The following is a 25,726-nucleotide window of genomic DNA, read 5'->3' on the forward strand; positions in this document are numbered from 1 at the left end:
CGGGCTTTTCTTTTGGTTCGTCGAAACTGGTCTGATCGATTTGCCCGCTATTCGGCAGGCATCTTGCAGTCGGCGGCATAGCTGTCGCTGTGTGCGGTCAGCACCTTGCTGTCGGTCTTCAGCACCATCTTGCCGTCGGCGCCCTTTTCAGCCTTCAGGGAGTACCAGTCCTGGACCGGATGCTGGTTGGGGCCGAACTTGAAGGCGCCACGTACCGAGGGGATCTCTGCGCTGAGCAAGCCTTTGCGAAGGGCTTCGACGTCGCTGGCGCCGGCAGGATCCTTCTCAAGACCAGCGCCGATCAGCAGGGCCGCGTCATAGCCCTGGGCTGCGTAATAGGTGATCGGACGATCGCCGAATTTGGCGCGCCAGGCCGCGACGAAAGCCTTGTTGACCGGATTGTCGAAGTCGTCATTCCAGTGGCTGGTCACCTTGACGCCCGCAGCGGCGTCACCGACGGCCTGGACGATGACCTGATCGAGCGAAGCCGGGTGCACCACCATCGGGATTTCCTTGAGCAGCCCGGATTGCTGGTACTGACGCATGAACGCGATGCCGAGGCCACCCGGCTCGAATTCATAGACGACGTCGGGTTTGGCGGCGCGGATCTGCGCCATCTCGCCGGCGAAGTCGGTCTGGTCGAGGCTGGTGTAGGTTTCGCCAACAACCTCGCCCTTGTAGAAGCGCTTGAACGCGCCCATGGTTTCCTTGCCGGCCTGGTAGTTCGGCGCGATCAGGAATGCCTTCCTGTAGCCGAGCGACTGGGCGAGGGCGCCCGCGCTTTCGCCCTGGCTGTCGTCCTGCCAGGAGCTGACGAAGTGGTTCGGATGGCAATCCTTGCCGGCGAATGTCGCCGATGCCGTGTTGGCGCTGACATAGAGCGCGTCGTTGTCGAGGATTTCGGGAACAGCTGCGAAGGCAACATTGGCGAAGACCATGCCGGTGAAGACTTTGATGCCCTGTTCGGAAAGCATCTTGTCAGCGATTTGCCGGGCATTGCCGGGCTTCAGGCTGTCGTCTTCGACCACGAGCTCCACCGGTGCGCCGCCGAGCTTGCCCTTGTTCTGGTCGATTGCCAGCTGGAAGCCGTCGCGAATGTCCTGGCCCAGATAACCGGCCGGACCTGAGAGCGTGGTGATCATGCCGATCTTGAGCGGATCGGCGGCATGAGCCGTACCCGCCAGCAGCGCCAAGGTGGCAGCCGCCAGTATTCCCTTGCAAGACATGGTGTCCCTCCCGTTCGTATCTTCAAATGCAGGGAGAGTGTCCGCGATCCCGGGTCGCGGTTTTGTGCCTTGCCCCTGCATGCAGTCGTACCGCCGTTGCCGACAGGTCGTCCACACGACCAAGCTTGGGCCAATCAATCTTGCGGTAAATGGAAAACTCATCTCCCAGCTATGAAGACCGGGAATAGCAAGAGTTTCGATAACAGAGGATCAGGCGGTCAGATCGACGGCCGTTCTCCTGAGCGTTTCCGCCAGCAATTCGGCTGCCGGGGAAAGCCTGGCGTTGGTGCGGGTGGTGATCCCGATCGGTATGGCGGTTGCGCGCAAGGTGACAGGCAGGATCGTAATAGCGCCAGCGGCAGCTTCCCTGCGCGCGACCTGGGCCGGGAAGACTCCAAGATAGTCGGCGTCGACGAGCAGGGCGCGGTTGGTGAGCAGGGAGACGGAGTCGACCGCGTGCACCGGCGGTTCCAGACCTTCCTCACGAAAAGCGATGTCGATCTGTCGCCTCAGGCTGGTTTCCTGCGGCGGCAGGATCCACTCCCAGCCGATGAGGTCGGCGAGGCCGAGATCACGGCGATCGGCCAAGGGATGGCCGCGTCGTGCGACGACGCAGGCGATGTCGTCCATCAGCACCTCCTGCACGACATTGAGCCGGTCGCGCAGTTCCGAAAGTCGTCCCACCACCATGTCCAGTTCGCCGGCGCGCAGCGCCGGGATCAAAACGTCATTGGTGCCTTCCACGATCTTCACCACCAGCTTAGGGCGATCCTTGCGCAGGCGGGCGATGGCCGTAGGCAACAGCTCGGCTGCCGCCGACAAAAGCGTGCCGATGGCGACACGGCCGCCGGTGCCGTCGCGCAGATCGGCGAGATGCTCTTCGGCATGAGCGAGCTGCGTGATGACGAGGCGGGCATGTTCGGCAAGCGTTTCCCCGAACATGGTCGGAACCACGCCGCGGTTGTTGCGGTGGAACAGGCGGGCCTTGGTCAACGCCTCCACTTCCTGAAGCGCTTTGGTGACGGCCGACTGCGTCATGTTAAGCCGTTTCGCCGCGCGCACGAGGTTGCCTTCCTCGACGATGGCCACGACCATTCTCAAATGGCGGATGGTGAGGCGACTGGTGACGAGTTTCATGAGCGCGTTGCCGGTTCGATGGTTGGTTCCACTCTGGTATTCCAAAGCTTCATAGAAAATTCCACAGAATTCATTTGTGTGAATTGCCAATCATTGGGAAGGTCTCGCCAACCGGCCGGGCGGTAGCATCGCCGGTACCGAGACATTTGGCGCGGCACGTCGTGGTCCGGCCAAGTCAAGAACAGGTGCGGTCAGCACCGGTGGGAGGAAGTCAGACAATGATGCAGCGAACCGGCGCCGGGCGCCGTGCCGAGATTGCGGGCGCGGGAATTGGTGGTCTGACGACGGCGGCAGCGCTCGCACAGCGTGGCTGGTCGGTGACCGTGCACGAACGCGCTCCGACCCTGCGCACCTTCGGCGCCGGCATCTATATCTGGAGCAATGGGTTGCGCGTGCTCAAGGCGATCGGCGCCTACGAAGAGGCCACCGTCGGTGCGCATATCGGCCCGCAATTCCATACCCGCGACCACAACGACACCACGATGGAAGAAATCCCCATCAACGGGCCGGATGATGCGCGTCTCATCACCATCCTGCGCGAGCAACTGATCAACACGCTGGTCGATACCTGCCGCAAAGCCGGCGTCGAAATCGCGACCGGCTCGGCAGCCATCGGCGCGACGCCGGAAGGTGAATTGCTGCTGGAGGGTGGCGAGCGGCGCAAGGCGGATCTGGTGGTCGGCGCGGACGGCATCAATTCCAGTGTGCGGGATTCGCTCGACCTGATGATGTATCGCAAGCATCTCGGCTACGGCGCGATCCGGATGCTGATCCCACGCGACGACAATGATGTGTCACCCGAGGACCGTGATCGCTACATCGAATATTTCACCGGGTCGCGTCGCATCCTCTACACACCGGCAAGCGCTTCCGATCTCTATGTCGCGCTGTGCTGCGCGGCCGATGATGCTGAGGCACTCAAGGTGCCGGCCGACCGCAAGCTGTGGACGCAATCCTTCCCGCATCTCGCCAATCTGGTCGCACGTTTTGGCGATGCCGGCCGCTGGGATGCCTTCGAGGTGGTGAAGCTCAAGCAGTGGAGCAAGGGACGGGTCGCCATCCTGGGCGATGCCGCGCATGCAATGCCGCCGTACCTTGGGCAGGGCGGTGGCTGCGCGCTGATGAACGGCCTAGCGCTCGCGGCAACTGTCACCGACGCTCCCGATATCGAGGTGGCGCTCGCAGAATGGGAAGCGTGCGAACGTCCGCTGACCGAGCACACCCAGGACACGGCCGAAAGGCTGGGCGACATGAACTTCTGGCCGGACGACATCCGTTCCGAGGTTCTGAAGATCACAGGCAGGTCCGCCGAGATCGGTGCCGTGCGCATGAAGACCGCGCGCCACATCCCGACCGCCACCGAAGCCTTCGCCTGATCGCTTTCATCGAAGGGCTTTCCCGCCCTTCGTCTCGCATTTCGGAGTTCTCGCATGCAGTCCATCCAGATCGGAGCCAACACGCTGTCCTACGACGAAGCAGGAGAGGGGGATGTTCTCCTGCTTCTGTCGGGCTGGTGCCAGGACCATCGTCTGTTCAAGACCCTGGCACCAGAGCTGGCGCGCAGCCACCGGGTCATCAGGTTGGACTGGCGTGGTCACGGCCTGCATCGTGATCATGACGGCGATTTCGTCACCGACGATCAGGCGGCCGACGTCATCGCTTTTCTCGACCGGATGAAGATCGGGAAAGTGGTGCCGGTTTCGACCTCGCATGGCGGCTGGGCCAACATGGAAGTGACCGATCGGCTCGGTAGCGCGCGTGTACCGCGCTCCGTCGTCATCGACTGGATCCAGACTACACCCAACGAAGCCTTCTTTTCGATGATCGACCACATCCAGGATCGCACCAACTGGGAGAATGGCCGCGGCGACTTCTTCAATTACTGGATCGGCGATACCGAGAACCAGGACATCATCGATCACGTCAACGAAGAGATGGCCAAATACAGTTTCGAGATGTGGGCCCGTTCCGGCCGCGAGATCGCAAGGGCGTATCGCAAATGGGGCAACCCGATGCAGCGCATGGCGGCGATGACGGAGCACCGGCCGATCACCCATATCTACTCACAGCCCTTCGAGCCCGAATATGCGCAGGCGCAACTCGACTTCGCCGCCCGGCACGATTGGTACAAGCCGAACAAACTGCCCGGCCGGACGCATTTCCCCACACTCGAGCAGCCCAAGGTGGTGGCCGAAACCATCAGGGCCTTCATCGGCTAGGAGTTGCTCTGCATGACCGGACTAGCCACCGAAGCCGATTGGCCACGCGAGATTCTCGATCGTGACTACAGCGCCCGTGCTTCGGTTTCGGCCGAAGTGTTCGAGGCAGAGATGCGGAACTATCGAAGCCGGTCGGAGGCTGTGAAGGACGTCGCTTCGCATCTCGACGTCGTCTACGATGCCGAAAGCGGTCAAACCCTCGATATCTACGGAGCCGGCGCGGAATTGCGACCGGTCTTCGTGTTCATCCATGGCGGCTATTGGCGGATGCTTTCAAAGCAAGATTCCGCCTTCATGGCCGCGATGCTGGCAAGGCACGGCATCGCCACGGCCGTGGTCGATTACAGGCTGGCGCCAGAGGTCGATCTGGCCGAGATCGTGCGCGAGGTTCGCGCCGCCATCGGCTTCCTGCGGCACAGTGGATCCCGCTACGGCATCGATCCCAACCGCATCTTCGTCGGAGGCAGTTCTGCAGGCGGCCATCTGACCGGATCGGTTCTGTCCGACGGCTGGCATGCTGCGTTCGACGTGCCGGAGGATGTCATCAAGGGTGCCATGCCGATCAGCGGCCTGTTTCACTTGGCGCCAATCTCCCGGTCATTCGTGCAGGACTGGATCAAGCTCGATGATCAGTCGGTCAGGCAGCTGAGCCCGGCCGAGAACCTGCCGCGTGTCGGCTGCCCCATCGTGACAGCCTATGCGGCAGGCGAACCTGACGGGTTCAAGCGCCAGTCGGCGGAATATCATCGGCTGTGGCGGGAAGCGGGTTTTTCTTCCACGCTGATGGAGATCGACAACCGCAATCATTTCGATGTGGTTCTTGATCTGGCGAACAGCGAAGCCGCGCTCTCCAAGGCGTTGCTGCGCCTGATCAATGGCGACCTGCAGCCTCGTTAATTGTTCTCGCGTGGGATGAGGCGCTGCGCATAGCGTCTCACGACCGCGACGAAAGCCTGTGTGGCCGGTGATACGGACCGCCCGGTGGCGTGGATCATGGCCACCTCGCGCGCGATGTTGGGATCGATCAGCGGTTTGCCGACCACCTTGCGGTGACGCGCTGCTGCCAAGGCGTAGGCCGGGAGCACCGCCACCCCCAATCCCGCCTCGACGAGCGCCAGGGCGGTTGTCACCTGGCTGACCTCGAAAGCTGGCTTCAGCGGTATCTCGCTTGTTTCGAAACCGATTTCGACCAGCAGGCGAATGCCGCTGTCGCGCGTCAGCGTGATCAACGGCTGATCCGCCAGATCGCGCCATCTGGCCGTGTCTGCATTCGCAAATATGGAGCGGTCATCGCAAAACAGCATCAGGCTGTCGCGTACCAGGGCGACGCGCTCGATGCCGTCTTCGGCCGGAGAGAAGGTTCCCAGCCCGCAGTCCGCCTTGCCGCTGCGCACGGCTTCGACGATCTGTTCAGTACCGACGTCGGCAAGCTGCACGGCGATACCTGGATAACTCCGCTGGAACTCGGCGATTGCCTGCGGCAGCACCACGGAGGCCAGCAAGGGCGGTGCCGCGATACGCAGGCGGCCGCGTCGCCGTTCTGCCAGCATGTGAACGCCTTCCACCGCGTGCTCCAACTCCTCCATGACCTTGGTGGAGGAGTTCTGGAATTCCCGGCCGGCATCGGTCAGCTCGACGCGGCGGGTAGTGCGATCGAACAGGCGCACGGACAATTCGTCTTCGAGATCGCGGATCGCTTGCGAGAGCGCCGGCTGTGCGGTGCCCAGACGCTTCGAGGCGCGCGAGAAATTGCCGAGTTCTGCGACCGCCAGGAACTGCTGGATCTGCTTGATGGTGATCTTCATCTGTGAAGGCTCAACTGCCGGCTAACCGGTGTTCCGGCGGAAGCCAATTTATACGGATATTGATATTAATTTATCGGATAAATCCGTCTTGTCGATATATCGAAATCCACCGATCTTGGCGTGCGGGAGGTTGCCGGCTCAGGCTGCGCGACGGCTTCCCATAAATTCATGCCAGTATGGAGCTGAGACGCCCCAATGTCGAACTACCCCGATCTTCAGCTCTATATCGGTGGCGCCTGGCGCAAGACGGCAGAGACGCTGCCGGTCATAAATCCAGCTGATGAAAGTGTGATTGGCGCGGTGCCCGTGGCGTCGACACGGGACCTCGACGCGGCGCTTGAGGCGGCCGAGCGCGGCTTTGCCGTCTGGCGCAGGACATCGCCGGCGCGCCGCGCCGAGATCATCCGCAAGACAGCATCGCTCCTGCGCGAGCGCATCGATGGGATCGCCCTCGATATCACCCGCGAACACGGCAAGCCGTTTCAGCAGGCGCGCCTCGAAGTCATTCGTGAGCGGAGTTCTTCGAGTGGGATGCCGGCGAGGCGCAGCGCACCTATGGGCGGGTCATCCCAAGTGAGCCCGGCATTCGTTACGTCGTGCACCACCAGCCGATCGGGACGGTGGCAGCGTTTTCACCGTGGAATTTTCCGCTCAGCCAGCCCGCCCGCAAGATCGCAGGCGCGCTCGCGGCCGGCTGTTCGATCATCATCAAGGCATCGGAAGAGACGCCGGCCGGCTGTCTGCACATCGCCCGGGCCTTTCATGACGCAGGGCTTCCGGCTGGCGTGCTCAATCTCGTCTTCGGCGTTCCGGCGCAGATTTCCGAATATCTCATCCCGCACGAGCAGGTTCGTCTGATTGCCTTCACGGGTTCGACCGCCGTCGGAAAGCGGTTGACCGGCCTCGCCGCGCAATATGTGAAACCCGCGCTGATGGAACTCGGCGGCCATGCGCCGGTCATTGTCTGTGATGATGCCGATCCAGTGAAGGCAGGCGTAACCTCGGCCATCCGCAAGGTACGCAATGCAGGCCAGGTCTGTACCTCGCCGACGCGCTTCTTCGTGCATGAGAAACTCTACAAGCCGTTCACCGACGCATTCGTCGAGCGCGCTCGCCTGGTGAAGACCGGCAACGGCCTCGAAGAGGGGACGGAGATGGGGCCGGTGGCGAACCATCGCCGAGTAGAAGCCCTGGAGGCGCTGGTGGCCGATGCGGTGTCAAAGGGTGCGAAGTTGCTGACTGGCGGGGTGCGACCGGGTAATCGCGGCTACTTCTATCCGCCGACTGTCCTCGCAGATGTACCGGCCAATGCCCGGGTGATGCGCGAGGAACCATTCGGACCGCTCGCGGTGATCAACCCGGTACCGTCGCTGGAAGACGCGATCAAGCAGGCGAATGGCGTGCCCTTCGGGCTCGCCGCCTATGCCTTCACCAACTCGGCCGCCAATGTCGACCAGATCACCGACGATCTGGAGGCCGGCAACGTCTCCATCAACACGCTCGAAGCCTCGGTCGCCGAAACGCCATTCGGCGGCGTCAAGGAAAGCGGCTTCGGTCGCGAGGGCGGAGCGGAAGGCATCATGCATTACATGGTGGTGAAAACTGTCTCGCACCGCATGGCGATCTGAAGGGTTCACAAGCCGATGAAATACGACAAGAAGACTGCCAAGGCCCATTCGCGAGCGACGATGAAAGGCATCTGGGCCGCGGCGCTGATGCCATTCAAGGACGATCTGTCCGTCGATGAAAGCGGCTTCCGCCGCAACGTCGATCATTGGATCGAGGACCTGAAGATCGATGGTTTCTTCATCGCCGGCAAGCAGGGCGAGTTCTTCTCAATGTCGCTGGAGGAACGCAAGCGCAGCTTCGAACTGGCGGTCGATGCCTGTGCCGGACGCGCCCAGACCATCATGTCCTGTTCGGATCAGAACATGGACGTGGTGATCGAACTGGCGAAACACGCGCAGAACGTTGGCGCCGACTATATCGTCGTGCATGCGCCGGTGCTGCATTTCTTCAAGGCGCAGGACGAGACGCTGCTCAACTACTACCGCACCATCGCCGACAAGGTAGACATCGGCATTGCGCTGTGGAGCCATCCCGACAGCGGCTATCTGATGAGCCCGCAGCTGTGCAGCCAACTGGCCGACATCGAGAATGTGGTGGCCATCAAGTACAGTGTACCACGCCCCATGTACAAGGATCTGACCCGCCTTGCCGGTGACCGGATCCTGGTCAGCACGGCTTCCGAAGAAGAATGGCTCGACAACATCGTTGAGCTCGGCTGGCAACTCTACCTCTGCTCCTCGCCGCCCTATCTCATCCAGGCCAAGAACGATACCCGCATGCGCCAGTACACCGATCTCGCCTTCGCAGGCGAAATCGAAAAGGCGCGTGCCGTGCGTGACAGCCTGGATCCGGTCCGTGCCGCGCTCAAGGACACACGTCCGGCGGAGAAACCGCATTCGCATCAGAAATACTGGCAGGACCTGCTTGGCCAGGCCGGTGGGCGGGTTCGTCCACCACTGCTCGAACTGACCGAGGAAGAGAAACGGGCTACCCGCATCGCCTTCGAGGCATGCGGCCTGAAGATCGCCGACTAAATCGAACGGGCGCGACAGCGCCACTATTGGGAGGAATGACCATGACCAGACGCCTGTCTGCTTTCAGCTTCTCGAAATGGATCGACGAGCATGCGCATCTTCTCAAGCCGCCGGTGGGCAACCAGCAGATCTGGGAGGATGCCGACCTCATGGTGACGGTGGTGGGTGGCCCCAACAAGCGCACCGACTATCACGACGATCCGGTCGAAGAGTTCTTCTACCAGCTCAAGGGCGACATGATGCTCAAGGTCGTCGACAACGGCAATTTCTACGATGTGCCGATCCGCGAAGGCGAGATCTTCCTGCTGCCGCCGCATGTACGCCACTCGCCGCAGCGTCCACAGGAAGGATCGATCGGGCTCGTCGTCGAGCCGAAGCGCAATGACGGCCTTCTCGATGCCTTCGAATGGTACTGCTTCGAATGCAACGGGCTGGTCAAGCGGGTCGAGGTTTCGCTGAAAAGCATCGTGCGCGACCTGCCGCCCATCTACCAGGCCTTCTATGCCGATGAGAAGGCACGCACCTGCCCGAATTGCGGATCGATGCATCCCGGCAAGACACCGCCGGATGGCTGGGTGAAGCTCTGACGGGGATGAAGCATCAGGACCTATTCCCATAGGGGTAGGTCCTGTCTAACCTGCCGACCAAGAAAAACGCCGAGACGGCGACAACGGAGGAGAACCAATGCTTATGCGAAAGACACTGCTTGCCGCCTCGGCGCTTGTGGCCACGACGTTCGGCGCGCTGGCCGAGGATCCGGTCAAGATCGGCATGATCACGACGCTGTCCGGTCCGGCTGGCTATCTCGGCCAGGACGTGCGCGACGGTTTCAAGCTCGCCATGGAAGACAACAAGATGGGCGGCGTCCCGGTCGAACTGCTGGTCGAGGATGACGGCCTGAAGCCTGGACAGGGCAAGCAGATCGCGGAGCGCTTCCTGAGTGAAAGCGGCGTCAAGCTGTTCACCGGCATCGTCTTCTCCAACGTCGCCGGCGCAACCGTGCCTGACATCGTCGATGGCGGCGCTTTCTACATCAGCCCCAATGCGGGTCCGTCGAATCTTGCCGGCAAGGGCTGCAATGAAAACTACTTCGTCGTGTCGTGGCAGAACGACAGCCTGCATGAGAGCGCCGGCCAGCTCGCCACCAATCTCGGATACAAGAAGGCGTTCATCCTGGCGCCGAACTATCAGGCCGGAAAAGACGCGCTTGCCGGCTTCAAGCGCTTCTTCAAGGGCGAGATCGCCGGCGAGGTCTACACCCGCCTCGACCAGACCGATTTTGCCGCCGAACTCGCGCAGATCCGTGCGGCAAAGCCGGATGTCGTCTTCCAGTTCCATCCGGGTGGCCTCGGCATCACCTTCCTTCGCCAGTATGAGCAGGCAGGCCTCGGCAAGGAAATCCCGATGGTGCTCGCCGAGCCGTCCATGGACGGCGTGACGCTGGCGGCCGTCGGTGAAGCTGCCGTGGGTGTAAACGTTTCGGCGCACTGGAATACGGACTTCGACAATCCGGCCAACAAGAAATTCATGGAAGCCTGGAACAAGGCCTACAATCGTCCGGCCACCTACTATTCCAGCCAGGGTTACGATACCGGCCAGTTGATTGCTTCGGCGCTCAAGGCGACCGGTGGCAAGCTGGATGACTCTTTCCGCGATGCCCTGCGCAAGGCGGATTTCCAGTCGGTGCGCGGCAAGTTCGCTTTCGGTCCGAACCAGCATCCGATCCAGGACTGGTATGCGCTGAAGGTCGAGAAGGGCGCCGATGGCAAGCCGGTCATCAAGACCGTCGGCGAGGTGTTCAAGGATCACGGCGACGCCTATTCGGCCGACTGCAAGATGTAGTCGCGATAGCGCCGAATTGAGAGGAGAGGCGGCCATGCGCCGTCTCTCCGTGATTTCCCGTTTGCCGAAGTGACCGCGCGATGACGCTCTTCCTCGAACAATTGCTGAACGGTGTGCAGTTCGGCGTGATGCTGTTCCTGATGGCTGCTGGCCTGACCCTGATTTTCGGCATCATGGGCGTCATCAACCTGGCGCATGGCTCCATTTACATGATCGGCGCCTATGCCGGCACGTTCGTTGCAACCGAGACCGGCTCGTTCTGGCTGGGCATTCCGGCGGCGCTCGCTGCCGCGGCGCTCGCCGGCGTCGCGATCGAATTCCTGGTCGTGCGCCGGCTCTACGGTCGCGATCATCTCGACCAGGTGCTTGCCACCTTCGGTCTCATCCTGATCTTCAACCAGGCGGTCACCATGCTGTTCGGCCGCCAGCCACTGTTCGTGCAGATGCCCTCCATTCTGGACGGATCGGTCGAACTGCTGCCTGGGCTCTCTTATCCGATCTATCGCCTTGCCATCATCCTGGTTGGGCTGCTGGTCGCGTTCGGGCTCTATCTGCTGATCAACCGCACACGCATCGGCATGCTGGTGCGCGCCGGCTCCACCAATCGCGAAATGGTGCGCGCGCTGGGCGTCGATGTGCGGCTGCTTTATACGCTGGTGTTCGGCCTCGGTGCCTTGCTGGCCGGGCTTGCCGGTTTCATGGCCGGGCCGATCCTGGCCGTGCAGATCGGCATGGGCGAGCAGATCCTGATCACCACCTTCGTGGTCGTGGTCATCGGCGGTGTCGGCTCCATTCGCGGCGCCTTCTTCGCCAGCCTGATCCTCGGCATCGTCGATACTGGCCTGCGCGCCTATCTGCCGGGGCTGCTCAGGCAAGTTATGGTCGGCCCGGAGGCCGATGCTCTCGGTGCCGGCATTTCCTCCATGGGCATCTATCTGTTGATGGCCATCGTCCTGTTGATCCGGCCCAAGGGCCTGTTCATCCGTAATTCCTGATTGGGCTTGATTGTGAACAGCGAAACTTCCTTCAAGCGCCCGGCACTGCTCGCAGCCGTACTGATCGTGCTGCTCGCATTGCCGATGATCGCGGATGCGACCGGCTATTCGGCGCTCACCTCGCTTGCGACGCGCATCCTGATCTACGGCATCGCAGCGGCCAGCCTCAACCTGGTGCTCGGCTACGGTGGGCTGGTCAGCTTCGGCCACGCCGCCTTCTTCGGCATTGGCGGCTATGTCGTCGGCATCCTCTATCAGCACTATTCGCTCGATGAGCCACTGTTTGGCTTCATTCCGGGTACGAACCAGATGCTGATCACGCTGCCGGCAGCGATCCTGATCTCCGGTCTTGCGGCAGCTGCGATCGGCGCGCTGTCGCTGCGCACCGGCGGCGTGCAGTTCATCATGATCACGCTCGCCTTCGCCCAGATGCTGTTCTTCCTGTTCGTGTCGCTGAAAACCTATGGCGGCGACGACGGCCTGATCATTCGCCGGACCAACGAATTGCCGGGCCTGAACATGCGCGACAAGCAGACGGTCTATTATGTCTGTCTCTTCATCACCGTGGCCTTCTTCGCCCTGTTGTGGCGCATCGTGAACTCGCGCTTCGGCAATGTGCTGGTCGGCCTGCGCCAGAGCGAGAAGCGCATGGCGGCGATCGGCTTGCCGGCCTACCGCTACCGGCTGATGGCATTCATCATCTCCGGCATGGGCTGCGGGCTCGCGGGGGCGCTGATGGCCAATTTCCTGCGTTTCACCAGCCCGGACATGATGCACTGGACCAAGTCGGGCGAACTGATGGTGATGGTCATCCTTGGCGGTGTCGGGACCCTCTTTGGGCCACTGATCGGCGCTGCCGTCTTCATCGTCCTGGAAACCTCTCTGGCAGCGTGGACGGAAAACTGGCAGCTGGCCCTCGGCTTCATCCTGTTGTTCGTGGTGCTCTACACCCATGGCGGCGTTCAGGCCCTTGTGCTGCGTCTGATGGGGAAACGCTGATGACCCAGCCGATCCTCAATGTTCGCGGGCTGGTGAAACGCTTCGGCGGTTTGCTTGCGACCGACCATGTCGACCTGACAGTGCAGCCGGGCGAAATCCACGCATTGATCGGGCCGAATGGCGCCGGCAAGACGACACTGATCTCCCAGCTGATGGGCGAGCTGAAACCCAACGAAGGAACCGTTGAATTGGCCGGGCAATCGCTGGATGCCTTGCCAACTGCACGGCGTGTTGGCCTCGGGCTGGCCCGCACCTTCCAGATCACCTGCCTGCTTCCCGATTACACCGTGCTCGACAATGTCGCGCTGGCCGTGCAGGTGCGGCAGGGCCACTCGTTCCGTTTCTGGAAAAGTGTCCGTGCCGATCGCTCGCTGCGCGATGAGGCTATTGCCTTCCTGGCCGGCACCGGTCTGGAACCGCGCGCGAACGAACTGGTCGCCAATCTCTCTCATGGCGAGCAGAAGCAGCTGGAACTTTCCGTGGCTCTGGCGACACGACCCCGCCTGCTTTTGCTCGACGAGCCGATGGCCGGTCTCGGCCATGCCGAGAGCCAGCAGATGATCGAAACCCTGCGTGGGCTGAAGAACCAGGTCTCGATGCTGCTCGTCGAGCACGACATGGACGCCGTTTTCGCGCTCGCGGATCGGATATCGGTCCTGGTCTACGGGCGTGTCATTGCCAGCGGCAGTGTCGACGAAATCCGGCAGAATCCGGAAGTGCGCACGGCCTATCTGGGAGAAGGGGACGAGCTGTGCTGAAGGTCGCGAAGCTGCAGTCCGCCTATGGGCGAAGCCAGGTCCTGTTCGATGTGGCACTGGAGATCGGCGATGGCGAGGTCGTCACGCTGCTTGGCCGCAACGGCATGGGCAAGACCACGACCGTCAAATCCATCATGGGACTGCTGAAGCCACTTTCGGGCGAACTGCATTTCAGTGGGCAAAACGTGCTGGGCGCCGCACCGGAACGCGTGGCGCGGCTCGGCGTCGGGCTGGTACCTGAAGGGCGTCATACCTTCTCGACGCTGACGGTTCGCGAAAATCTCGTCGCAACGGCCGCCAACCGGCTGGGGCGCAAGAACCCGTGGACGCTGGAGCGGATCTATGCGCTGTTTCCGCGCCTGCGCGAGCGGGCCGGCCAGGCCGCTGGAACCTTGTCGGGCGGCGAGCAGCAGATGCTGGTTGTCAGCCGTGCGCTGATGACCAACCCGAAGCTGCTCATCCTCGACGAAGCCACGGAAGGCCTGGCGCCGGTGATCCGTGCCGAGATCTGGGGCTGCATCGAGGCCCTCAAAGCGGAAGGCCAATCGATCCTGCTGATCGACAAGAACCTGCATGTCCTGAAGCGTCTGGCCGATCGCCACTACATTCTCGAAAAGGGCCGTACGGTCTGGTCCGGCAACAGTCAGGATCTGACGCGTGACGCCGAACTGGTGCATGGTTATGTCGGCCTCTGACCGGCGACGCCTCAACCTGTGTTTCGTCGGCTGGGGGGCGATTGCCCGGCGTGTCGGCGAGCTGTTGTCGGAACGTCACTCGCATGGTGTCAACATCGTCGCGGTGGCTGTGCGTGACCACCATCGTCAACGTCAGGATCTGCCGGCCGAGGTTCGGTTGATCTCGGAGCCCGGCGAGTTGGCGGGGCTCGATATCGATATGGTGATCGAAGCGGCGGGCCGTGATGCCGTCGCGGTCTGGGGCGAGGCGGCATTGCGTTATGCCGCCAGTTTCATCGTCTCATCCACCAGCGCGTTCTGCGATGATGTGCTGCTTGAGCGGCTCATCTCGGTGGCAAAGGAGACGGGCAGCCGCATCGTTATTCCTTCGGGCGCCTTGGGCGATCTCGGTGCGCTGGCCGCCGCCGGCATCCTGCCGCTGCAGGAGGTTGTCCATACCATCGTCAAGCCGCCGCGCGCCTGGCGTGGTACGCCGGCCGAAACCATGCTCGACCTGGAGACGCTTGCGGTCGCTTCACCGTTCTTCGATGGCAGTGCACGCGAGGCCGCTGATCGTTTCCCTCAGAACGCCAATGTCGCGGTGATTTCGGCGCTGTCGGGCATCGGTCTCGACAAGACGAGGGTGGTGCTGGTGGCCGATCCGGCAGCACGCCGCAATGCCCATCGGGTCGAAGCCTCTGGCGCCTTCGGCAGGCTCGACCTCACTCTCGAGAACGAGCCGTTAGCCACCAACCCGAAATCCTCGGAAATGACCGCGCTCAGCCTTGTGCGCCTTGTCGAAAACGCCGTTGCGCCGCTTGTGCGCTAATCATCAAAGCCCTGTCTAGAGCATTTCCGGCGAAATAGAATCGCCGACAATACTCTATCTCTTTGTTTTGACGCAATTTCCGGACGCAAAACCACTGCACACTTTTGCTGGAATGGCTCTAATTTGCCCACTCCGGGTCGGTGGTGAAGGCGATGGTCAGCCAGCGGTCCGGACCCTCGTCGCCGAGAGCCTCGCCGACCTCATCGCGAATGAGGTCCCATTCCTGCAGTCTTTTTGCGGGCCAGTCCGATGGCACGATGAAGAATAATTCGATCTGTCTGCCACGACCGACCCTGGCGACATAGGCGCGATAGTCCAGGAAGCCGTGACGCTTCACCGTTCCCTCGGCGACCTGATCGACATGGCGCTTGAGGTCCGCCGGGGTAACCAGAAGAATGTCCGCCAGCGCCTGTTTGATCGTGCCGAGCGGGATCGGGATGATGATCACGCAGACTGCGGCAAGCACGACCGGATCGACATAGGGCGATGTCCATTCCAGGCTGGTGCCTTGCACCAGATAGCCGAAGACGAAGGCGATGAACAAGGCTGCCGTCAGGGAGGCCGACATGACCCAGGCCTTGGCGTCGAGGGCGACAAAATCCGACTGGATGGTACGGTTTGCCCGGTGGCCGTAGATCGCCATGCCGATGGTCACGGCGAGGGTCACCACCGCATAGATGATGGCCTGGTCGAAGTTCAATTCGCGCCCGCCGGACATGATGCTGCCGATGGCGTTGATCAAGGCATAGATCGCGGCGCCGGAAAGCATGATGCCATTGAGGCCGAGCACCATTGGCTCGAGATGCCAGAAGCCCATGGTGAAGTGTTTCACTAGCTTGCCTCGGGCCGGCCCGACCGCCGTCGACGAAGCGATCAGATTGGCAACGAGAAGGGCAACGATCGTCATGGTCGCGTCGGTCAGCGCATAGATACCGTCGAAGACGATGGCGAAGGAGCCTGACAGAAGGCCGAACACGATGCCGATCACGGCCAGGGCGAAGGTGACGATGATCGATATCCGGAGAACGCCCTGTTCCGTACCTATCGCCGCGTCCTCTCCGTTTGGTTCAGCATGTCCGCGTCTTATGCGGCGGATTTGATCCCTTCGTCCAGCAGCCAGCTTCGCAGCATGGCCACTTCCGGCCGCGCAAGACTGGCTTCCGGTGTCATCATCACATAGGGCTGGCGGATCGGTAGCGAGATGCCGAAGGCGTCGACGAGGCGCCCGCTCTCCAGTTCCTGCTCGACCATGAAGTCCGGCACGAGCGCAAATCCGGCACCAGCGCTGCAGGCCTCGATCGCCAGATGCACCAGATTGAAGGAAAGCGTCGAGCGCAGTTCGAGATGGCCGAAGCCGGTGGCAGCAAACCAGGCCTCCCAGCCTTCGTCGTGCCAGCCCGGTTCGGCAAAATCCACCTTGATCAACGGCCGTGACAACAGGTCGGCGGGCGTCGGCGCCGGCGGCAGGGTTTCGACGAGACGGGGAGAGGCCACGACGACCAGTCTTCCACCGATCAGCGTGTCCTGCCGGACGCCTGGGATGGTGCCGCGGCCGTGGTAGATGGCGAGATCGGGGTCGCGTTCATTGGCATTCCAGCGATGCGGTAGTGCCTGCACCGCGATCTGGATGTCGGGATGCAGCGCGCGGAATTTTCCAATGCGCGGCGCCAGCCATTTCGAGGCCAGCGAGAACTGGCAGCGTACCGTCACGCTGCTGGTACCACCCGGCGCGCGCGCCGCGACCGCGGCCGAGGTGATCTGGTCGAAGATCGCACCCAGGCGGGTCGCAAAGACACGTCCGGTCTCGGTGAGCCGGACGCCATTTGCGCGTCGTTCGAACAGCGGATCTCCGACCCAGTCCTCCAGCTGTTTCATCTGGTGGCTGATGGCGCCTGGCGTGACGCCGAGTTCTCCACCGGCGCGGGCGAAACTCAAATGACGTGCGGCGGCCTCGAATGCACGCAGGGCTGGGAGTGGTGGCAGGTGCCGCGACATGGTGAGGCTTAATCCTATTGAGGCTAACCGAGAAAACTTTTGGTTTGCTCGCATAATCTTTGGCGTGACATCGTTCTGTCAAGAATTCGAATGAGCAGGATTATGTCTCGGAACCAAACCATCGCCCTTGCCACGTCCTTTGCCTCCGACGGCCGTTTCCTGTCCGACCTGCAGCGTCGTGTTGCCATAGCCACGGAAAGCCAGAAGCCCGAGCGCCGTCCCGAATGCTATCGCTATCTCAATGAAATCAGTGCCGATTTCGGTCGGCTCGGCTTTACCGGTGAAGTGGTCGAAAATCCGCACCCCACCGGCGGTCCGCTGTTGATCGCGCGGCGCATCGAATCCGACGCATTGCCTACGCTTCTCGTCTATGGCCATGGCGATGTCGTCGCGGGAATGGAAGGTTCCTGGTCGAACGGCCGCGACCCCTGGCAGGTGAAGGTCGAGGGCGAGCGCATCTATGGTCGTGGGACCGCCGACAACAAGGGCCAGCATACCATCGTCATGCTCGCGCTCGAGGCTGTGCTGGCAACGCGCGGCACGCTCGGTTTCAACACGATCGCGTTGATCGAGACGTCGGAAGAGACGGGTTCGGCGGGGCTTCGCGAAATCTGCGCCGAGCATCGTGCCAAACTGCAGGCTGACTGGCTGATTGCGTCCGACGGGCCACGTCTCGCGCAGCATCGCCCGACGCTGGATGGTGGAACGCGTGGCACAGCGGACTTCGACCTGGTCTGCGATCTGCGGCCTGGCGCGCATCATTCCGGCAATTGGGGCGGCCTGATCGCCAATCCGGCGGTCATCCTCGCCAATGCGATCGCGGCGCTCGTCTCGGCCAACGGCCGCATCAATGTCCGCGATATCCTGCCCAGCGAAATCCCGCAGAGTGTCCGAACCGCCTTGGCCAGGATCGAGCTTGAGACTGAAGAGAATGGTCCCGAGCTAAACCCATGGTGGGGGGAGCCTGGTCTGACGCCGTCCGAGCGGGTGTTCGGCTGGACCGCGCTGGAGGTCCTGGCGATGACATCGGGAAGACCCGAGCAGCCGATCAACGCGATCCCGCCGCATGCCCGCGCCCGCATGCAGATTCGCTATACGGTCGATGTCGATCCTGCGGCTTTCTTCCCGGCCATTCGTGCCTTCCTGGATGAAAACGGCTTCCAGAATGTGACGATCGAACCTATGGCACAGGAATCGGAATGGGGTGCGACTCGCCTCGATCCGGAACATCCGCTGATGCGCTGGGCTGCAGCCTCGGTCGAGAAAACGACCGGGATCGAACCTACGATCCTGCCGAATGCCGGCGGTTCGCTGCCGAACGACTGTTTCGCCGACATTCTCGGCATGCCGACGATCTGGGTGCCGCACTCCTATTCCGGGTGCTCGCAGCACGCGCCGGATGAGCACCTGCTGCAGCCTCTGGTCAAGGAGGGGCTCGCCATCATGGCCGGATTGTTCTGGGACCTTGGTGCAGAGGGACGCCCCGAGCGTCTCCGATAAATGAATAAAGAACAGGGGAGGGAATTCAATCATGCAGAAGACAATCAGGAGCCTGTTGTCGGTTTTCGCGCTCGGCGCAATGCTGTGCGGGCCGGCGGTCGCGCAAGACCAGGCCGAGGTGCGTATCGGCACCGATGGCGGCTACCTGCCATGGACGTCGACGACGCCATCCGGTGAGCTTGCCGGCTTCGAGATCGATCTCGCCAAGCAGGTCTGCGATCGCATGAAGCGCAGCTGCCGGTTCACTGCCCAACCGTGGGAAGGGCAGATCCCGGCACTCGAACAGGGCAAGTACGACATCCTCGTCGGCGGCATCGCCATCACGCCGGAGCGGCAGAAGCGGCTGGCTTTCACGCAGAGCTATGCCAACCTGCCGATCAATTTCGCTGCGGCGAAGACGTCCGGCCTGAACGGCAAGGCAAACTGGCAGGAGCTGAAGGCCGCACTTGCCGGCAAGACCATCGGCGTGCAGTCCGGCACCCAGAGCCAGAAGCTCGTCGACAACGAGCTGAAGGGTGAGGTGACGGTCCGGCTCTACGACAACCAGGACAGCCTCAATCTTGACCTGCTGGCCGGCCGCATCGACGCAGCCGTCGCCGGGCGTTCTCCGTGGATCGCCCTGACGCGCTCGCAACAGGGCGAACCGATCGAAATCCTTTCTCCCGATATCGACTTCGAGCAGTTCAACTATCTCGGTGTTGGTGTGGGCGGGCTGATGCGCAAGGATGAAGATGCTCTGCGCAAGGCTTGGGATGCAGCCTTGTGCGAACTGAAGGCGTCGGGCGAATTGAAGAGCATTTCGGAGAAGTGGTTCGGCTTCGACGTTTCGACGAAGCCGGATGCCAAGGTGTGCGGGGCCTGACCCTTTATGGGCTCGAGCGGTTCCGTCCTTGACCTGTTCGCCTGGGGCGGCGACGGCTGGACAAAGCCGTTGCTGACCGGCCTGGGCGTGACGATGGCGTGCGCATGCATCGGCTATGTACTGGGGGTGATGCTCGGGCTTGGCGTGGCGTTTGCGAAGCTGGGGCACAACAGGTGGCTTGCCGCTATAGCGACGCTCTACACGACGCTGCTGCGCGGCGTGCCGCCGCTGCTGGTGATCTTCCTGCTCTTCTTCGGCACCAATGGCGCGTTGATGTGGGTGGCGCGCGGTTTCGGCTATGCCGGCTATATCGAAGTGGATGCCTTCACCGTTGGCGTGATGGCCGTCGCGTTCGTGTCGGCTGCCTACAGCTCGGAAGTGTTTCGCGGCGCCCATGCCGCTATCCCGATCGGGCAGTTCGAGGCCTATACGGCGTTGGGACTGCGTCCGCTTGCAGGGCTCTGGACCGTCATCATCCCGCAGATGTTCCGGCTGGCGCTGCCGGGTCTGGGCAACGTCTGGATCATGGCGATCAAGGAAACGACATTGCTTTCGGTGATCTCGCTTGCCGAGCTGATGCGGGTTGTCGGCGTCGCCGGACGCACGACCGGGCAACCCTTCGTCTTCTATGGCGTGGCGGCGCTCGTCTATCTCGTGCTGGTGGCGATTTCCTCGCGGGCATTCCACATTCTCGAAACCAGAATGCGCTGGGCCTGACCATGGATATCGAGACAGCTCTTCATGTCGCAGGAGAACTTGCCGGGGCGATCTGGGTCACCCTGGCGCTTGCGGCTGTGACTCTGCCGCTGGGTTTGATCTTTGCTGGCCTGGCTACCTGGGCAAGGCGCTCGCCCTATCGTGTCCTCAGGGGCGTAGCATCGACCTATGTGCTGGCGTTCCGTTCCATACCTCTGCTCGTGCAGATATTCGTGCTTTACTACGGCCTCAGCCAGTTCGCCTGGCTGCGGGCCAGTCCGGTCTGGATCGTGCTCAAGGATCCGTTTGCCTGCGCGGTGATCGCGATGAGCGTCTGTGCGGGCGCCTATACGGCGGAAGTGATGCGGGGCGGTCTGGCCGCCGTGCCCGAGGGCGCAATCGAGGCGGCTCGCGCGCTCGGCCTTTCACGGTTCAAGACGTTCCTGCTGGTGACTATGCCGATCGCCATACGCCGGGCGCTCCCGGCCTACAGCAACGAGATCGTCGTCACCTTGAAGTCGACCTCGCTTGCCTGCACGATCACGGTGATGGAGCTGACCGGGGTCGCCAAGGACCTGATGAGCCAGACCTTCGCGGTCATCGAAGTGTTCTGCATGGTGGCGCTCATCTACCTGATCATCAACATGGTGCTGATCTTCCTGCTGCAGCAGGTCGAGAGATGGCTGACGCCACCGTATCAACGCAAACCGATGTTCGCGGGGTTGCGTCGTGCGGCCGCAAAGCGTCCGCTTGAAGGGGCTGTTTCACAGAAGGGGTAAAGCCAGGGCAGCGCTCAGCTCACTGCGGGGCTGCATCCTCATCGGTCCAGCGCGGACGGCGCATCTGGAACGTCTCGGCCGTTGCGAGATAATCCATATAGCCGAGCCGGGCGACATTGCCGGCCTTCTTCTGATCGAAGAGCCCGTCCGTCAGCATGGCATCATCGATATGGATGCCGACGACCTCGCCCATGACCACGAAGACTCCGGCCCAGCGACCATCGAGGCCTTTTGGTTCGATGATCTCGGTCAATCGGCATTCGAGCACGGCGGGAGCGCCTGCGACATGCGGGGTGGCGATCAGCCTCGAATTGGCGGCTTCCAGCCCGGCATAACCGAATTCGCTGATCCCGCGCGGTGCGTCGACCGAGGTCGCGTTCATCTGGCGGGCAAGTTTTTCACCGACCAGGTTGACGGCGAATTCGCCTGTTTCACGGGCGAAGACGACGCTGTCCTTCTCGGCATCGGCGGAGAACCAGACGAGATAAGGATCGACTGAGAGTGCATTGAAGAAGGAGTAGGGCGCGAGGTTTGTCGCGCCCAAGCTGCTGCAGGTCGAAATCCAGCCGATCGGCCGTGGCGACACGATCGCCTTGAACGGATCGTGGGGCAGGCCATGGCCGTCGGATGGACGGTAGAACATGAACGTCAGTCCTGTCGTGCCGCGACGAGATCCGCCTCGACCTTCCAGGCCGGGTTGGCAAGGCCTGTCACCACGACGGCTGTCGTTGCGGTCTGGACCCCGGCAAAGAGGCGGTTGCGGATGCCGGCATAGGTGATGATGTCCTCGGCCGACATGCAATAGGCGTTGAATTTGACGATGTCGGCGAAGGTCATGCCAGCGGAAGCGAGGATGGCGCGGATGTTCTCCATCATCTGCTCGGTCTGTTCTTCCAGGCTCTCCGGCACGGTGCCGTCCGGCCGCACGCCGACTTGGCCAGCGACGTAGAGATGGCGGCTGGCGGCCGGCACTTCGACGGCATGCGCATAGAGGTTGCGGGCAGGCGGTGCGATGGTCGCCGGATTGTGCAGTTTGTTGCCGTTGGTCATTTTATCCTCCCTTGGAAGCCTGAAATTCAGCGCGTTGAGCTGCAAAGCTCGTCGCAATCGTGATGACGGTTTGGTTGCCGAGATGAACCATATAGTTCACTTTGTCAACCAAATCATGTTGCGTGTAACGCGACAAAGGAGTGGATTTCCGATGGCGTTTCGGGTTGAGGTGAAATCGCGCTTCCCGCTTTGGGCGAATGCGGACGGGCGCCTGCAGGGGACGAGGGAATGAGTGGACCGGACAGCGGCGTCGACGATGCCGACAACATGGCGCATCTGATCGAAGCGCATGACGCACGCGATCTGTTTTCATTCCAGTTGCAGCGCCTCGCATCGCTTTCGAGCCGCATCGCTTTCCTGTCGATCAGCCCGCGCTACAAGCTTACGGTTCGGGAATGGCGCGCGCTTGCCGTGCTCGACTATCTCAAAGAAGCGCCGTTGCAGCTTCTGGCCAACCACAGCGGTCTTTTGAAAAGCCAGATGAGCCGTGTCGTGTCCGGCCTCATCGACCGCGGCCTGATCAGCCGCTCGGAAAACCCCGAGGACGGCCGCAGCATCCTGCTGCGTCTCACTGGTGAGGGCAGGGAGATCGTGGCGAAGATCCTCGCCGATTCCGAACACCGCAACGAGATGATGCTCTCGAGCCTGTCTTCGGAAGAGCGTTCGCAGCTTCAGAAATCGCTGCAGGCCGTCTTCAAGAGTTCGATCACCTATTACGACCAGCTTCGCCGCGAGGTCGTCGCCGCTGGTGGCGATCTCGGCGAGGAAGAGTGATGCCAACGCCACACATCCTCCTGGACGCGTAGAAGACGTTTCAGCCTCGTTTGCGCATGCTTGTTTCGAAATCGGTTCCGATTTTGGGGCGCGGGCGCAAGTCGCCTGCTTCCGCTGCCTCCAGTCTCCAGACAAATCATCAGCTTGGCCGCTGCGTGCAAAATGTGCGGCGGGGTTGAGATATTTTCACTCAAGATAGTTGACGATGTGAACTACATAGTTTACGAAATCAACTAAATTGGAATTGAGGAATACGGATGGAACTGGCGAAGCTGTTCATCGATGGCGCATGGTGCGAGGGGAGCTCCGGACGATCCGGCAAGGTCATCGATCCGGCAACCGGTGAAACCTTCGCTTCGGTGACACATGCTGCTCCGGCCGATCTCGATCGCGCGCTGTCCGCCGCCCGGCGCGCCTTCCTCGAGTGGCGCCTGGTTTCGCCTTATGAACGTTCGAAATTGCTGCGCAAGGCAGCCAACCTGTTGCGCGATCGCGCGCCGGACATCGCCGCGCTGATGACGCGCGAGCAGGGCAAGCCGCTTGCCGAGGCGCTCGGCGAGACCATCGGTTCAGCCGATCACATCGACTGGTATGCCGAAGAAGGGCGCCGTGCCTATGGCCGGCTTATCCCCGCCCGTGCGCCCGGTGTGCGCCAGATCGTGATCAAGGAGCCGGTCGGTCCCGTCGCCGGTTTCTCACCGTGGAATTTCCCCGTCAGCCAGGCGGTCCGTAAAATCGCCGGCGCTGTGGCTGCCGGTTGCACGATCATCATCAAATGCCCGGAAGAGACGCCGTTCTCCCCGATCGAACTGGTCCGTTGCTTTGCGGATGCCGGTGTTCCGGCCGGCGTCGTCAACCTCGTCTTCGGGGTGCCGGCTGAGATATCCGAGTATCTCATTCCCGCTCCGCAGATCCGCAAGATCTCCTTCACCGGCTCCATTCCGATCGGCAAGCACCTCGGCCAGCTGGCGGCCGCTCACGTCAAGCGCGCGACACTCGAGCTTGGCGGGCATTCGCCGTTCATCGTCTGCGAGGACGCCGACCCCGAGGACGCGGTCAAGCTCGGCCTGTTCCTGAAGTACCGCAACGCCGGGCAGGTCTGCGCCGCGCCGTCCCGCTATTATGTGCATGAGCGGCACTACAAGCGTTTTGTCGATGCCTTCGTTGCCGGTTCGGAAAGCCTGAAAGTCGGTCCGGGCACGGAGGCGGGCGTTCAGATGGGACCGCTGGCCAATTCCCGCCGCCTCGACGCCATGCAGGCTTTCGTTACCGACGCCGAGAGCCGTGGTGCCAGGGTGCTAGTCGGCGGCAAACGCATCGGCAACCAGGGAAATTTCTTCGCGCCGACCGTTCTGGTCGACACACCTGACGACGCGCGTCTGATGGTTGACGAGCCGTTCGGTCCGCTTGCGCCGATCGCGCCCTTTTCCAGGCTTGACGATGCGATCGCGCGTTCGAACAGCCTTCCCTATGGCCTTGCCGCCTTCGCCTTCACCCGCTCTGAGCGCACGTCGACGCTGCTCGGCGAACAGCTGGAGTCCGGCATGGTTTCGATCAATCACTTCGGCATTGCCGCGCCGGAGACACCGTTCGGCGGCGTCAAGGAAAGCGGCTATGGCAGCGAAGGTGGAGTGGAAGGCCTCGATGCCTTCTTCCAGACGAAGTTCATCAGTGAACTGGGGCTCAAGGACGCGGCGGCCTGAGCCTTAAAACAGAAAGAAGTGACGCCGATCAACGTCAATTGTGTGTCATCAATGGGAGAGATGAAGATGCACAAGTCTGTCAAACGCGGACTTATCACAGCAGCGGCCTGGGCCGTATTGTCGACCACCGCCATGGCCGCGGATACGCTGACGCTTGCAGGGCTCGGCGGCAAGGTTCAGGACGACCTCACTGCAACGCTGTTCAAGCCATCGGCGGAAAAGATCGGCGCCGAACTTCGCACGGAATCGCATGACGGCATCGCTGCCGTACGTGTGCAGGTGCAGTCCGGTGCGCCGGGCTGGGATGTCGCGCATCTCGGTGCTGAAGACTGCGCCATTGGCGCGGCCGAGGGTTTGTTCGAACCGATCGACTATTCGATCGTCAATGGTGACGGTATCCCGGAAGGCGTGCGCGCCAAGAACTGGATCGCCACGAACACCTATTCGGTCGTTCTCGCCTGGCGCACCGACAAATACGGCGACAACCCGCCAAAGGACTGGAAGGACTTCTGGAACGTCGAAAAGTTTCCAGGCCGCCGGGCGCTCAGCGTCTATCCGCAGGAGATGATGGAGATCGCGCTGCTCGGCGACGGCGTCGAACGCGACAAGGTCTACCCGCTCGACACCAAACGTTCGCTGGCGGCCCTCGAGAAGATCAAGCCGAGCGTGTCGGTATGGTGGACCTCGGGTGCGCAGTCCGCGCAGCTGCTCAAGGATGGTGAAGTCGACATGGAAGCCATCTGGGGCAGCCGTATCGCCGGCGTCATCGCCGACGGCGCACCGGTCAAGTTCACCTATCAGGATGGCGTCATCGGCTTTGGTTGCGTCGCCATCCTGAAGGGCTCCAAGAACGTGGCAGCCGCGCAGAAGCTTGTTGCCAACATCGTCTCGCCCGAGATGCAGGCGCGCATCCCGACGATGATGGGTTACTACGGGCCGTCGAACAAGAAAGCCTTCGAGGCAACCCAGTTCTCCGCCGACATACTCGCGCAATCGAACGCTTCGCCGGAAAACGCGGCAAAGCAGGTAACCATGCAGCCGACCTGGTGGTCCGAGAACATCCAGAGCGTCCAGGAAGACTTCAAGAACCTCATCGTCCAGTAGGTCCCGCATTCCTGGAATTCGGAAGGTGGATCGTGGCGTCCACCTTCCACCCAGACCTCGACGTTGCACCGTGTGCCGCACGTCTGTTTCGACGCGCAAGCCGGTGCAGCGATCTCTGACTCGTCTTTGTATCGGTGGATTGTCGATGATGCTGCCAACGACCTTTGTAGAGAAAG

Annotated in this window: 25 protein-coding genes and 1 pseudogene; 19 read left to right on the plus strand and 7 right to left on the minus strand. The window is 62.0% G+C overall.

Features of this window, described 5'->3' with window-relative positions; genetic code table 11:
- Positions 1 to 47 precede the first annotated feature (47 nt).
- Together C1M53_RS18890 and C1M53_RS18895 are read right to left on the minus strand one after the other, a co-directional pair.
- Positions 48 to 1,226: an ABC transporter substrate-binding protein gene (locus tag C1M53_RS18890; RefSeq protein WP_129413632.1), complete on the minus strand. Its 1,179-nt coding sequence runs from the start codon at positions 1,224 to 1,226 to the stop codon at positions 48 to 50.
- 210 nt (positions 1,227 to 1,436) lie between these two features.
- Positions 1,437 to 2,363 (minus strand): LysR family transcriptional regulator, encoded by a 927-nt coding sequence (locus C1M53_RS18895; RefSeq protein WP_129413633.1) that lies wholly within the window; start codon positions 2,361 to 2,363, stop codon positions 1,437 to 1,439.
- Positions 2,364 to 2,581: 218 nt separating this feature from the next.
- On the opposite strand from C1M53_RS18895, the gene C1M53_RS18900 reads away from it, so the two are divergent.
- Genes C1M53_RS18900 through C1M53_RS18910 form a run of 3 tightly spaced genes read left to right on the plus strand, consistent with a single transcriptional unit; the run spans position 2,582 to position 5,479 of the window.
- A complete protein-coding gene (locus C1M53_RS18900) occupies positions 2,582 to 3,739 on the plus strand; it encodes an NAD(P)/FAD-dependent oxidoreductase (protein ID WP_129413634.1) in 1,158 nt (385 codons plus the stop codon).
- A 54-nt stretch (positions 3,740 to 3,793) separates the two neighbouring features.
- The gene (locus tag C1M53_RS18905) at positions 3,794 to 4,582 is read left to right on the plus strand and encodes an alpha/beta hydrolase (protein ID WP_129413635.1); all 789 of its coding nucleotides are present in this window, start codon (positions 3,794 to 3,796) and stop codon (positions 4,580 to 4,582) included.
- A gap of 12 nt (positions 4,583 to 4,594) precedes the next feature.
- Entirely contained in the window at positions 4,595 to 5,479 is an 885-nt protein-coding gene (locus tag C1M53_RS18910; protein ID WP_129413636.1) for an alpha/beta hydrolase, read from the plus strand.
- On the opposite strand, the gene C1M53_RS18915 is transcribed toward C1M53_RS18910, so the two are convergent.
- Positions 5,476 to 6,387: a LysR family transcriptional regulator gene (locus C1M53_RS18915; RefSeq protein ID WP_129413637.1), complete on the minus strand. Its 912-nt coding sequence runs from the start codon at positions 6,385 to 6,387 to the stop codon at positions 5,476 to 5,478. The two genes, C1M53_RS18910 and C1M53_RS18915, sit on opposite strands and share 4 nt — an antisense overlap.
- Before the next feature lie 195 nt (positions 6,388 to 6,582).
- Between C1M53_RS18915 and C1M53_RS18920 the strand changes: the two are divergent.
- The 9 genes and pseudogenes from C1M53_RS18920 (at position 6,583) to C1M53_RS18960 (ending at position 15,087) form a co-directional block, all read left to right on the plus strand.
- A pseudogene (locus tag C1M53_RS18920) lies at positions 6,583 to 8,015 on the plus strand (NAD-dependent succinate-semialdehyde dehydrogenase).
- Positions 8,016 to 8,030: 15 nt separating this feature from the next.
- Positions 8,031 to 8,990: a dihydrodipicolinate synthase family protein gene (locus C1M53_RS18925; RefSeq protein WP_129413638.1), complete on the plus strand. Its 960-nt coding sequence runs from the start codon at positions 8,031 to 8,033 to the stop codon at positions 8,988 to 8,990.
- Positions 8,991 to 9,031: 41 nt separating this feature from the next.
- Complete coding sequence (locus C1M53_RS18930; protein WP_129413639.1) at positions 9,032 to 9,577, plus strand: 3-hydroxyanthranilate 3,4-dioxygenase; 546 nt, start codon at positions 9,032 to 9,034, stop codon at positions 9,575 to 9,577.
- Positions 9,578 to 9,680: 103 nt separating this feature from the next.
- Positions 9,681 to 10,832: an ABC transporter substrate-binding protein gene (locus C1M53_RS18935; protein WP_129413640.1), complete on the plus strand. Its 1,152-nt coding sequence runs from the start codon at positions 9,681 to 9,683 to the stop codon at positions 10,830 to 10,832.
- 80 nt (positions 10,833 to 10,912) lie between these two features.
- Entirely contained in the window at positions 10,913 to 11,827 is a 915-nt protein-coding gene (locus tag C1M53_RS18940; protein ID WP_129413641.1) for a branched-chain amino acid ABC transporter permease, read from the plus strand.
- 84 nt (positions 11,828 to 11,911) lie between these two features.
- Entirely contained in the window at positions 11,912 to 12,826 is a 915-nt protein-coding gene (locus C1M53_RS18945) for a branched-chain amino acid ABC transporter permease (protein WP_129416256.1), read from the plus strand.
- Entirely contained in the window at positions 12,826 to 13,584 is a 759-nt protein-coding gene (locus C1M53_RS18950) for an ABC transporter ATP-binding protein (RefSeq protein WP_129413642.1), read from the plus strand. The genes C1M53_RS18945 and C1M53_RS18950 overlap by 1 nt, the downstream gene beginning before the upstream one ends.
- On the plus strand, positions 13,578 to 14,279 hold the full coding sequence (locus C1M53_RS18955) for an ABC transporter ATP-binding protein (RefSeq protein WP_129413643.1): 702 nt from the start codon (positions 13,578 to 13,580) through the stop codon (positions 14,277 to 14,279). The genes C1M53_RS18950 and C1M53_RS18955 overlap by 7 nt, the downstream gene beginning before the upstream one ends.
- Positions 14,266 to 15,087, plus strand: a complete 822-nt coding sequence (locus C1M53_RS18960; protein ID WP_129413644.1) for an aspartate dehydrogenase — start codon at positions 14,266 to 14,268, stop codon at positions 15,085 to 15,087. The genes C1M53_RS18955 and C1M53_RS18960 overlap by 14 nt, the downstream gene beginning before the upstream one ends.
- Before the next feature lie 118 nt (positions 15,088 to 15,205).
- Here the strand turns inward: C1M53_RS18960 and C1M53_RS18965 are convergent, their stop codons facing one another.
- On the minus strand, positions 15,206 to 16,132 hold the full coding sequence (locus C1M53_RS18965) for a cation transporter (RefSeq protein WP_129413645.1): 927 nt from the start codon (positions 16,130 to 16,132) through the stop codon (positions 15,206 to 15,208).
- Positions 16,133 to 16,170: 38 nt separating this feature from the next.
- The gene (locus tag C1M53_RS18970) at positions 16,171 to 17,082 is read right to left on the minus strand and encodes a LysR substrate-binding domain-containing protein (RefSeq protein WP_165358183.1); all 912 of its coding nucleotides are present in this window, start codon (positions 17,080 to 17,082) and stop codon (positions 16,171 to 16,173) included.
- A gap of 102 nt (positions 17,083 to 17,184) precedes the next feature.
- Here C1M53_RS18970 and C1M53_RS18975 point away from each other — a divergent pair, with 102 nt between their 5' ends.
- From C1M53_RS18975 to C1M53_RS18990, 4 genes are read left to right on the plus strand one after another with little or no spacing between them, the layout of a single operon-like run.
- A complete protein-coding gene (locus C1M53_RS18975) occupies positions 17,185 to 18,582 on the plus strand; it encodes a M20 family metallopeptidase (RefSeq protein ID WP_129413647.1) in 1,398 nt (465 codons plus the stop codon).
- Positions 18,583 to 18,613: 31 nt separating this feature from the next.
- Positions 18,614 to 19,444, plus strand: a complete 831-nt coding sequence (locus tag C1M53_RS18980) for a transporter substrate-binding domain-containing protein (protein ID WP_129413648.1) — start codon at positions 18,614 to 18,616, stop codon at positions 19,442 to 19,444.
- 6 nt (positions 19,445 to 19,450) lie between these two features.
- Positions 19,451 to 20,161 carry an ABC transporter permease subunit gene (locus C1M53_RS18985; RefSeq protein WP_129413649.1) on the plus strand — a complete coding sequence of 237 codons (711 nt, stop codon included), beginning with the start codon at positions 19,451 to 19,453 and terminating at the stop codon, positions 20,159 to 20,161.
- Positions 20,162 to 20,163: 2 nt separating this feature from the next.
- The gene (locus C1M53_RS18990; RefSeq protein WP_129413650.1) at positions 20,164 to 20,919 is read left to right on the plus strand and encodes an ABC transporter permease subunit; all 756 of its coding nucleotides are present in this window, start codon (positions 20,164 to 20,166) and stop codon (positions 20,917 to 20,919) included.
- Positions 20,920 to 20,938: 19 nt separating this feature from the next.
- Here C1M53_RS18990 and C1M53_RS18995 read toward each other — a convergent pair whose 3' ends face one another.
- Positions 20,939 to 21,562, minus strand: a complete 624-nt coding sequence (locus C1M53_RS18995) for a flavin reductase family protein (protein ID WP_129413651.1) — start codon at positions 21,560 to 21,562, stop codon at positions 20,939 to 20,941.
- A 5-nt stretch (positions 21,563 to 21,567) separates the two neighbouring features.
- Positions 21,568 to 21,969 (minus strand): RidA family protein, encoded by a 402-nt coding sequence (locus tag C1M53_RS19000; protein WP_129413652.1) that lies wholly within the window; start codon positions 21,967 to 21,969, stop codon positions 21,568 to 21,570.
- Positions 21,970 to 22,197: 228 nt separating this feature from the next.
- On the opposite strand from C1M53_RS19000, the gene C1M53_RS19005 reads away from it, so the two are divergent.
- The 3 genes from C1M53_RS19005 to C1M53_RS19015 all read left to right on the plus strand — a co-directional run bounded on the left by C1M53_RS19005 (position 22,198) and on the right by C1M53_RS19015 (position 25,550).
- The gene (locus C1M53_RS19005) at positions 22,198 to 22,743 is read left to right on the plus strand and encodes a MarR family winged helix-turn-helix transcriptional regulator (protein ID WP_129413653.1); all 546 of its coding nucleotides are present in this window, start codon (positions 22,198 to 22,200) and stop codon (positions 22,741 to 22,743) included.
- 257 nt (positions 22,744 to 23,000) lie between these two features.
- On the plus strand, positions 23,001 to 24,446 hold the full coding sequence (locus C1M53_RS19010; RefSeq protein WP_129413654.1) for an NAD-dependent succinate-semialdehyde dehydrogenase: 1,446 nt from the start codon (positions 23,001 to 23,003) through the stop codon (positions 24,444 to 24,446).
- 66 nt (positions 24,447 to 24,512) lie between these two features.
- A complete protein-coding gene (locus C1M53_RS19015; protein ID WP_165358184.1) occupies positions 24,513 to 25,550 on the plus strand; it encodes an ABC transporter substrate-binding protein in 1,038 nt (345 codons plus the stop codon).
- The last annotated feature ends 176 nt before the right edge of the window (positions 25,551 to 25,726 follow it).

The sequence above is a fragment of the Mesorhizobium sp. Pch-S genome (genome assembly GCF_004136315.1).
Classification (GTDB): domain Bacteria; phylum Pseudomonadota; class Alphaproteobacteria; order Rhizobiales; family Rhizobiaceae; genus Mesorhizobium.

Excerpts from the sequence above, each read along its gene's own strand:
- C1M53_RS18895 (WP_129413633.1), bottom strand. The coding sequence starts at position 2,363 with ATGAAACTCGTCACCAGTCGCCTCACCATCCGCCATTTGAGAATGGTC.
- C1M53_RS18960 (WP_129413644.1), top strand. The coding sequence starts at position 14,266 with ATGTCGGCCTCTGACCGGCGACGCCTCAACCTGTGTTTCGTCGGCTGG.
- C1M53_RS18925 (WP_129413638.1), top strand. The coding sequence starts at position 8,031 with ATGAAATACGACAAGAAGACTGCCAAGGCCCATTCGCGAGCGACGATG.
- C1M53_RS18905 (WP_129413635.1), top strand. The coding sequence starts at position 3,794 with ATGCAGTCCATCCAGATCGGAGCCAACACGCTGTCCTACGACGAAGCA.
- C1M53_RS18975 (WP_129413647.1), top strand. The coding sequence starts at position 17,185 with ATGTCTCGGAACCAAACCATCGCCCTTGCCACGTCCTTTGCCTCCGAC.
- C1M53_RS18930 (WP_129413639.1), top strand. The coding sequence starts at position 9,032 with ATGACCAGACGCCTGTCTGCTTTCAGCTTCTCGAAATGGATCGACGAG.
- C1M53_RS18935 (WP_129413640.1), top strand. The coding sequence starts at position 9,681 with ATGCGAAAGACACTGCTTGCCGCCTCGGCGCTTGTGGCCACGACGTTC.
- C1M53_RS18950 (WP_129413642.1), top strand. The coding sequence starts at position 12,826 with ATGACCCAGCCGATCCTCAATGTTCGCGGGCTGGTGAAACGCTTCGGC.
- C1M53_RS18970 (WP_165358183.1), bottom strand. The coding sequence starts at position 17,082 with ATGTCGCGGCACCTGCCACCACTCCCAGCCCTGCGTGCATTCGAGGCC.
- C1M53_RS18945 (WP_129416256.1), top strand. The coding sequence starts at position 11,912 with ATGATCGCGGATGCGACCGGCTATTCGGCGCTCACCTCGCTTGCGACG.
- C1M53_RS18915 (WP_129413637.1), bottom strand. The coding sequence starts at position 6,387 with ATGAAGATCACCATCAAGCAGATCCAGCAGTTCCTGGCGGTCGCAGAA.
- C1M53_RS18910 (WP_129413636.1), top strand. The coding sequence starts at position 4,595 with ATGACCGGACTAGCCACCGAAGCCGATTGGCCACGCGAGATTCTCGAT.
- C1M53_RS19000 (WP_129413652.1), bottom strand. The coding sequence starts at position 21,969 with ATGACCAACGGCAACAAACTGCACAATCCGGCGACCATCGCACCGCCT.
- C1M53_RS18940 (WP_129413641.1), top strand. The coding sequence starts at position 10,913 with ATGACGCTCTTCCTCGAACAATTGCTGAACGGTGTGCAGTTCGGCGTG.
- C1M53_RS18985 (WP_129413649.1), top strand. The coding sequence starts at position 19,451 with ATGGGCTCGAGCGGTTCCGTCCTTGACCTGTTCGCCTGGGGCGGCGAC.
- C1M53_RS18990 (WP_129413650.1), top strand. The coding sequence starts at position 20,164 with ATGGATATCGAGACAGCTCTTCATGTCGCAGGAGAACTTGCCGGGGCG.
- C1M53_RS19010 (WP_129413654.1), top strand. The coding sequence starts at position 23,001 with ATGGAACTGGCGAAGCTGTTCATCGATGGCGCATGGTGCGAGGGGAGC.
- C1M53_RS18995 (WP_129413651.1), bottom strand. The coding sequence starts at position 21,562 with ATGTTCTACCGTCCATCCGACGGCCATGGCCTGCCCCACGATCCGTTC.
- C1M53_RS18980 (WP_129413648.1), top strand. The coding sequence starts at position 18,614 with ATGCAGAAGACAATCAGGAGCCTGTTGTCGGTTTTCGCGCTCGGCGCA.
- C1M53_RS19005 (WP_129413653.1), top strand. The coding sequence starts at position 22,198 with ATGAGTGGACCGGACAGCGGCGTCGACGATGCCGACAACATGGCGCAT.
- C1M53_RS19015 (WP_165358184.1), top strand. The coding sequence starts at position 24,513 with ATGCACAAGTCTGTCAAACGCGGACTTATCACAGCAGCGGCCTGGGCC.
- C1M53_RS18900 (WP_129413634.1), top strand. The coding sequence starts at position 2,582 with ATGATGCAGCGAACCGGCGCCGGGCGCCGTGCCGAGATTGCGGGCGCG.
- C1M53_RS18890 (WP_129413632.1), bottom strand. The coding sequence starts at position 1,226 with ATGTCTTGCAAGGGAATACTGGCGGCTGCCACCTTGGCGCTGCTGGCG.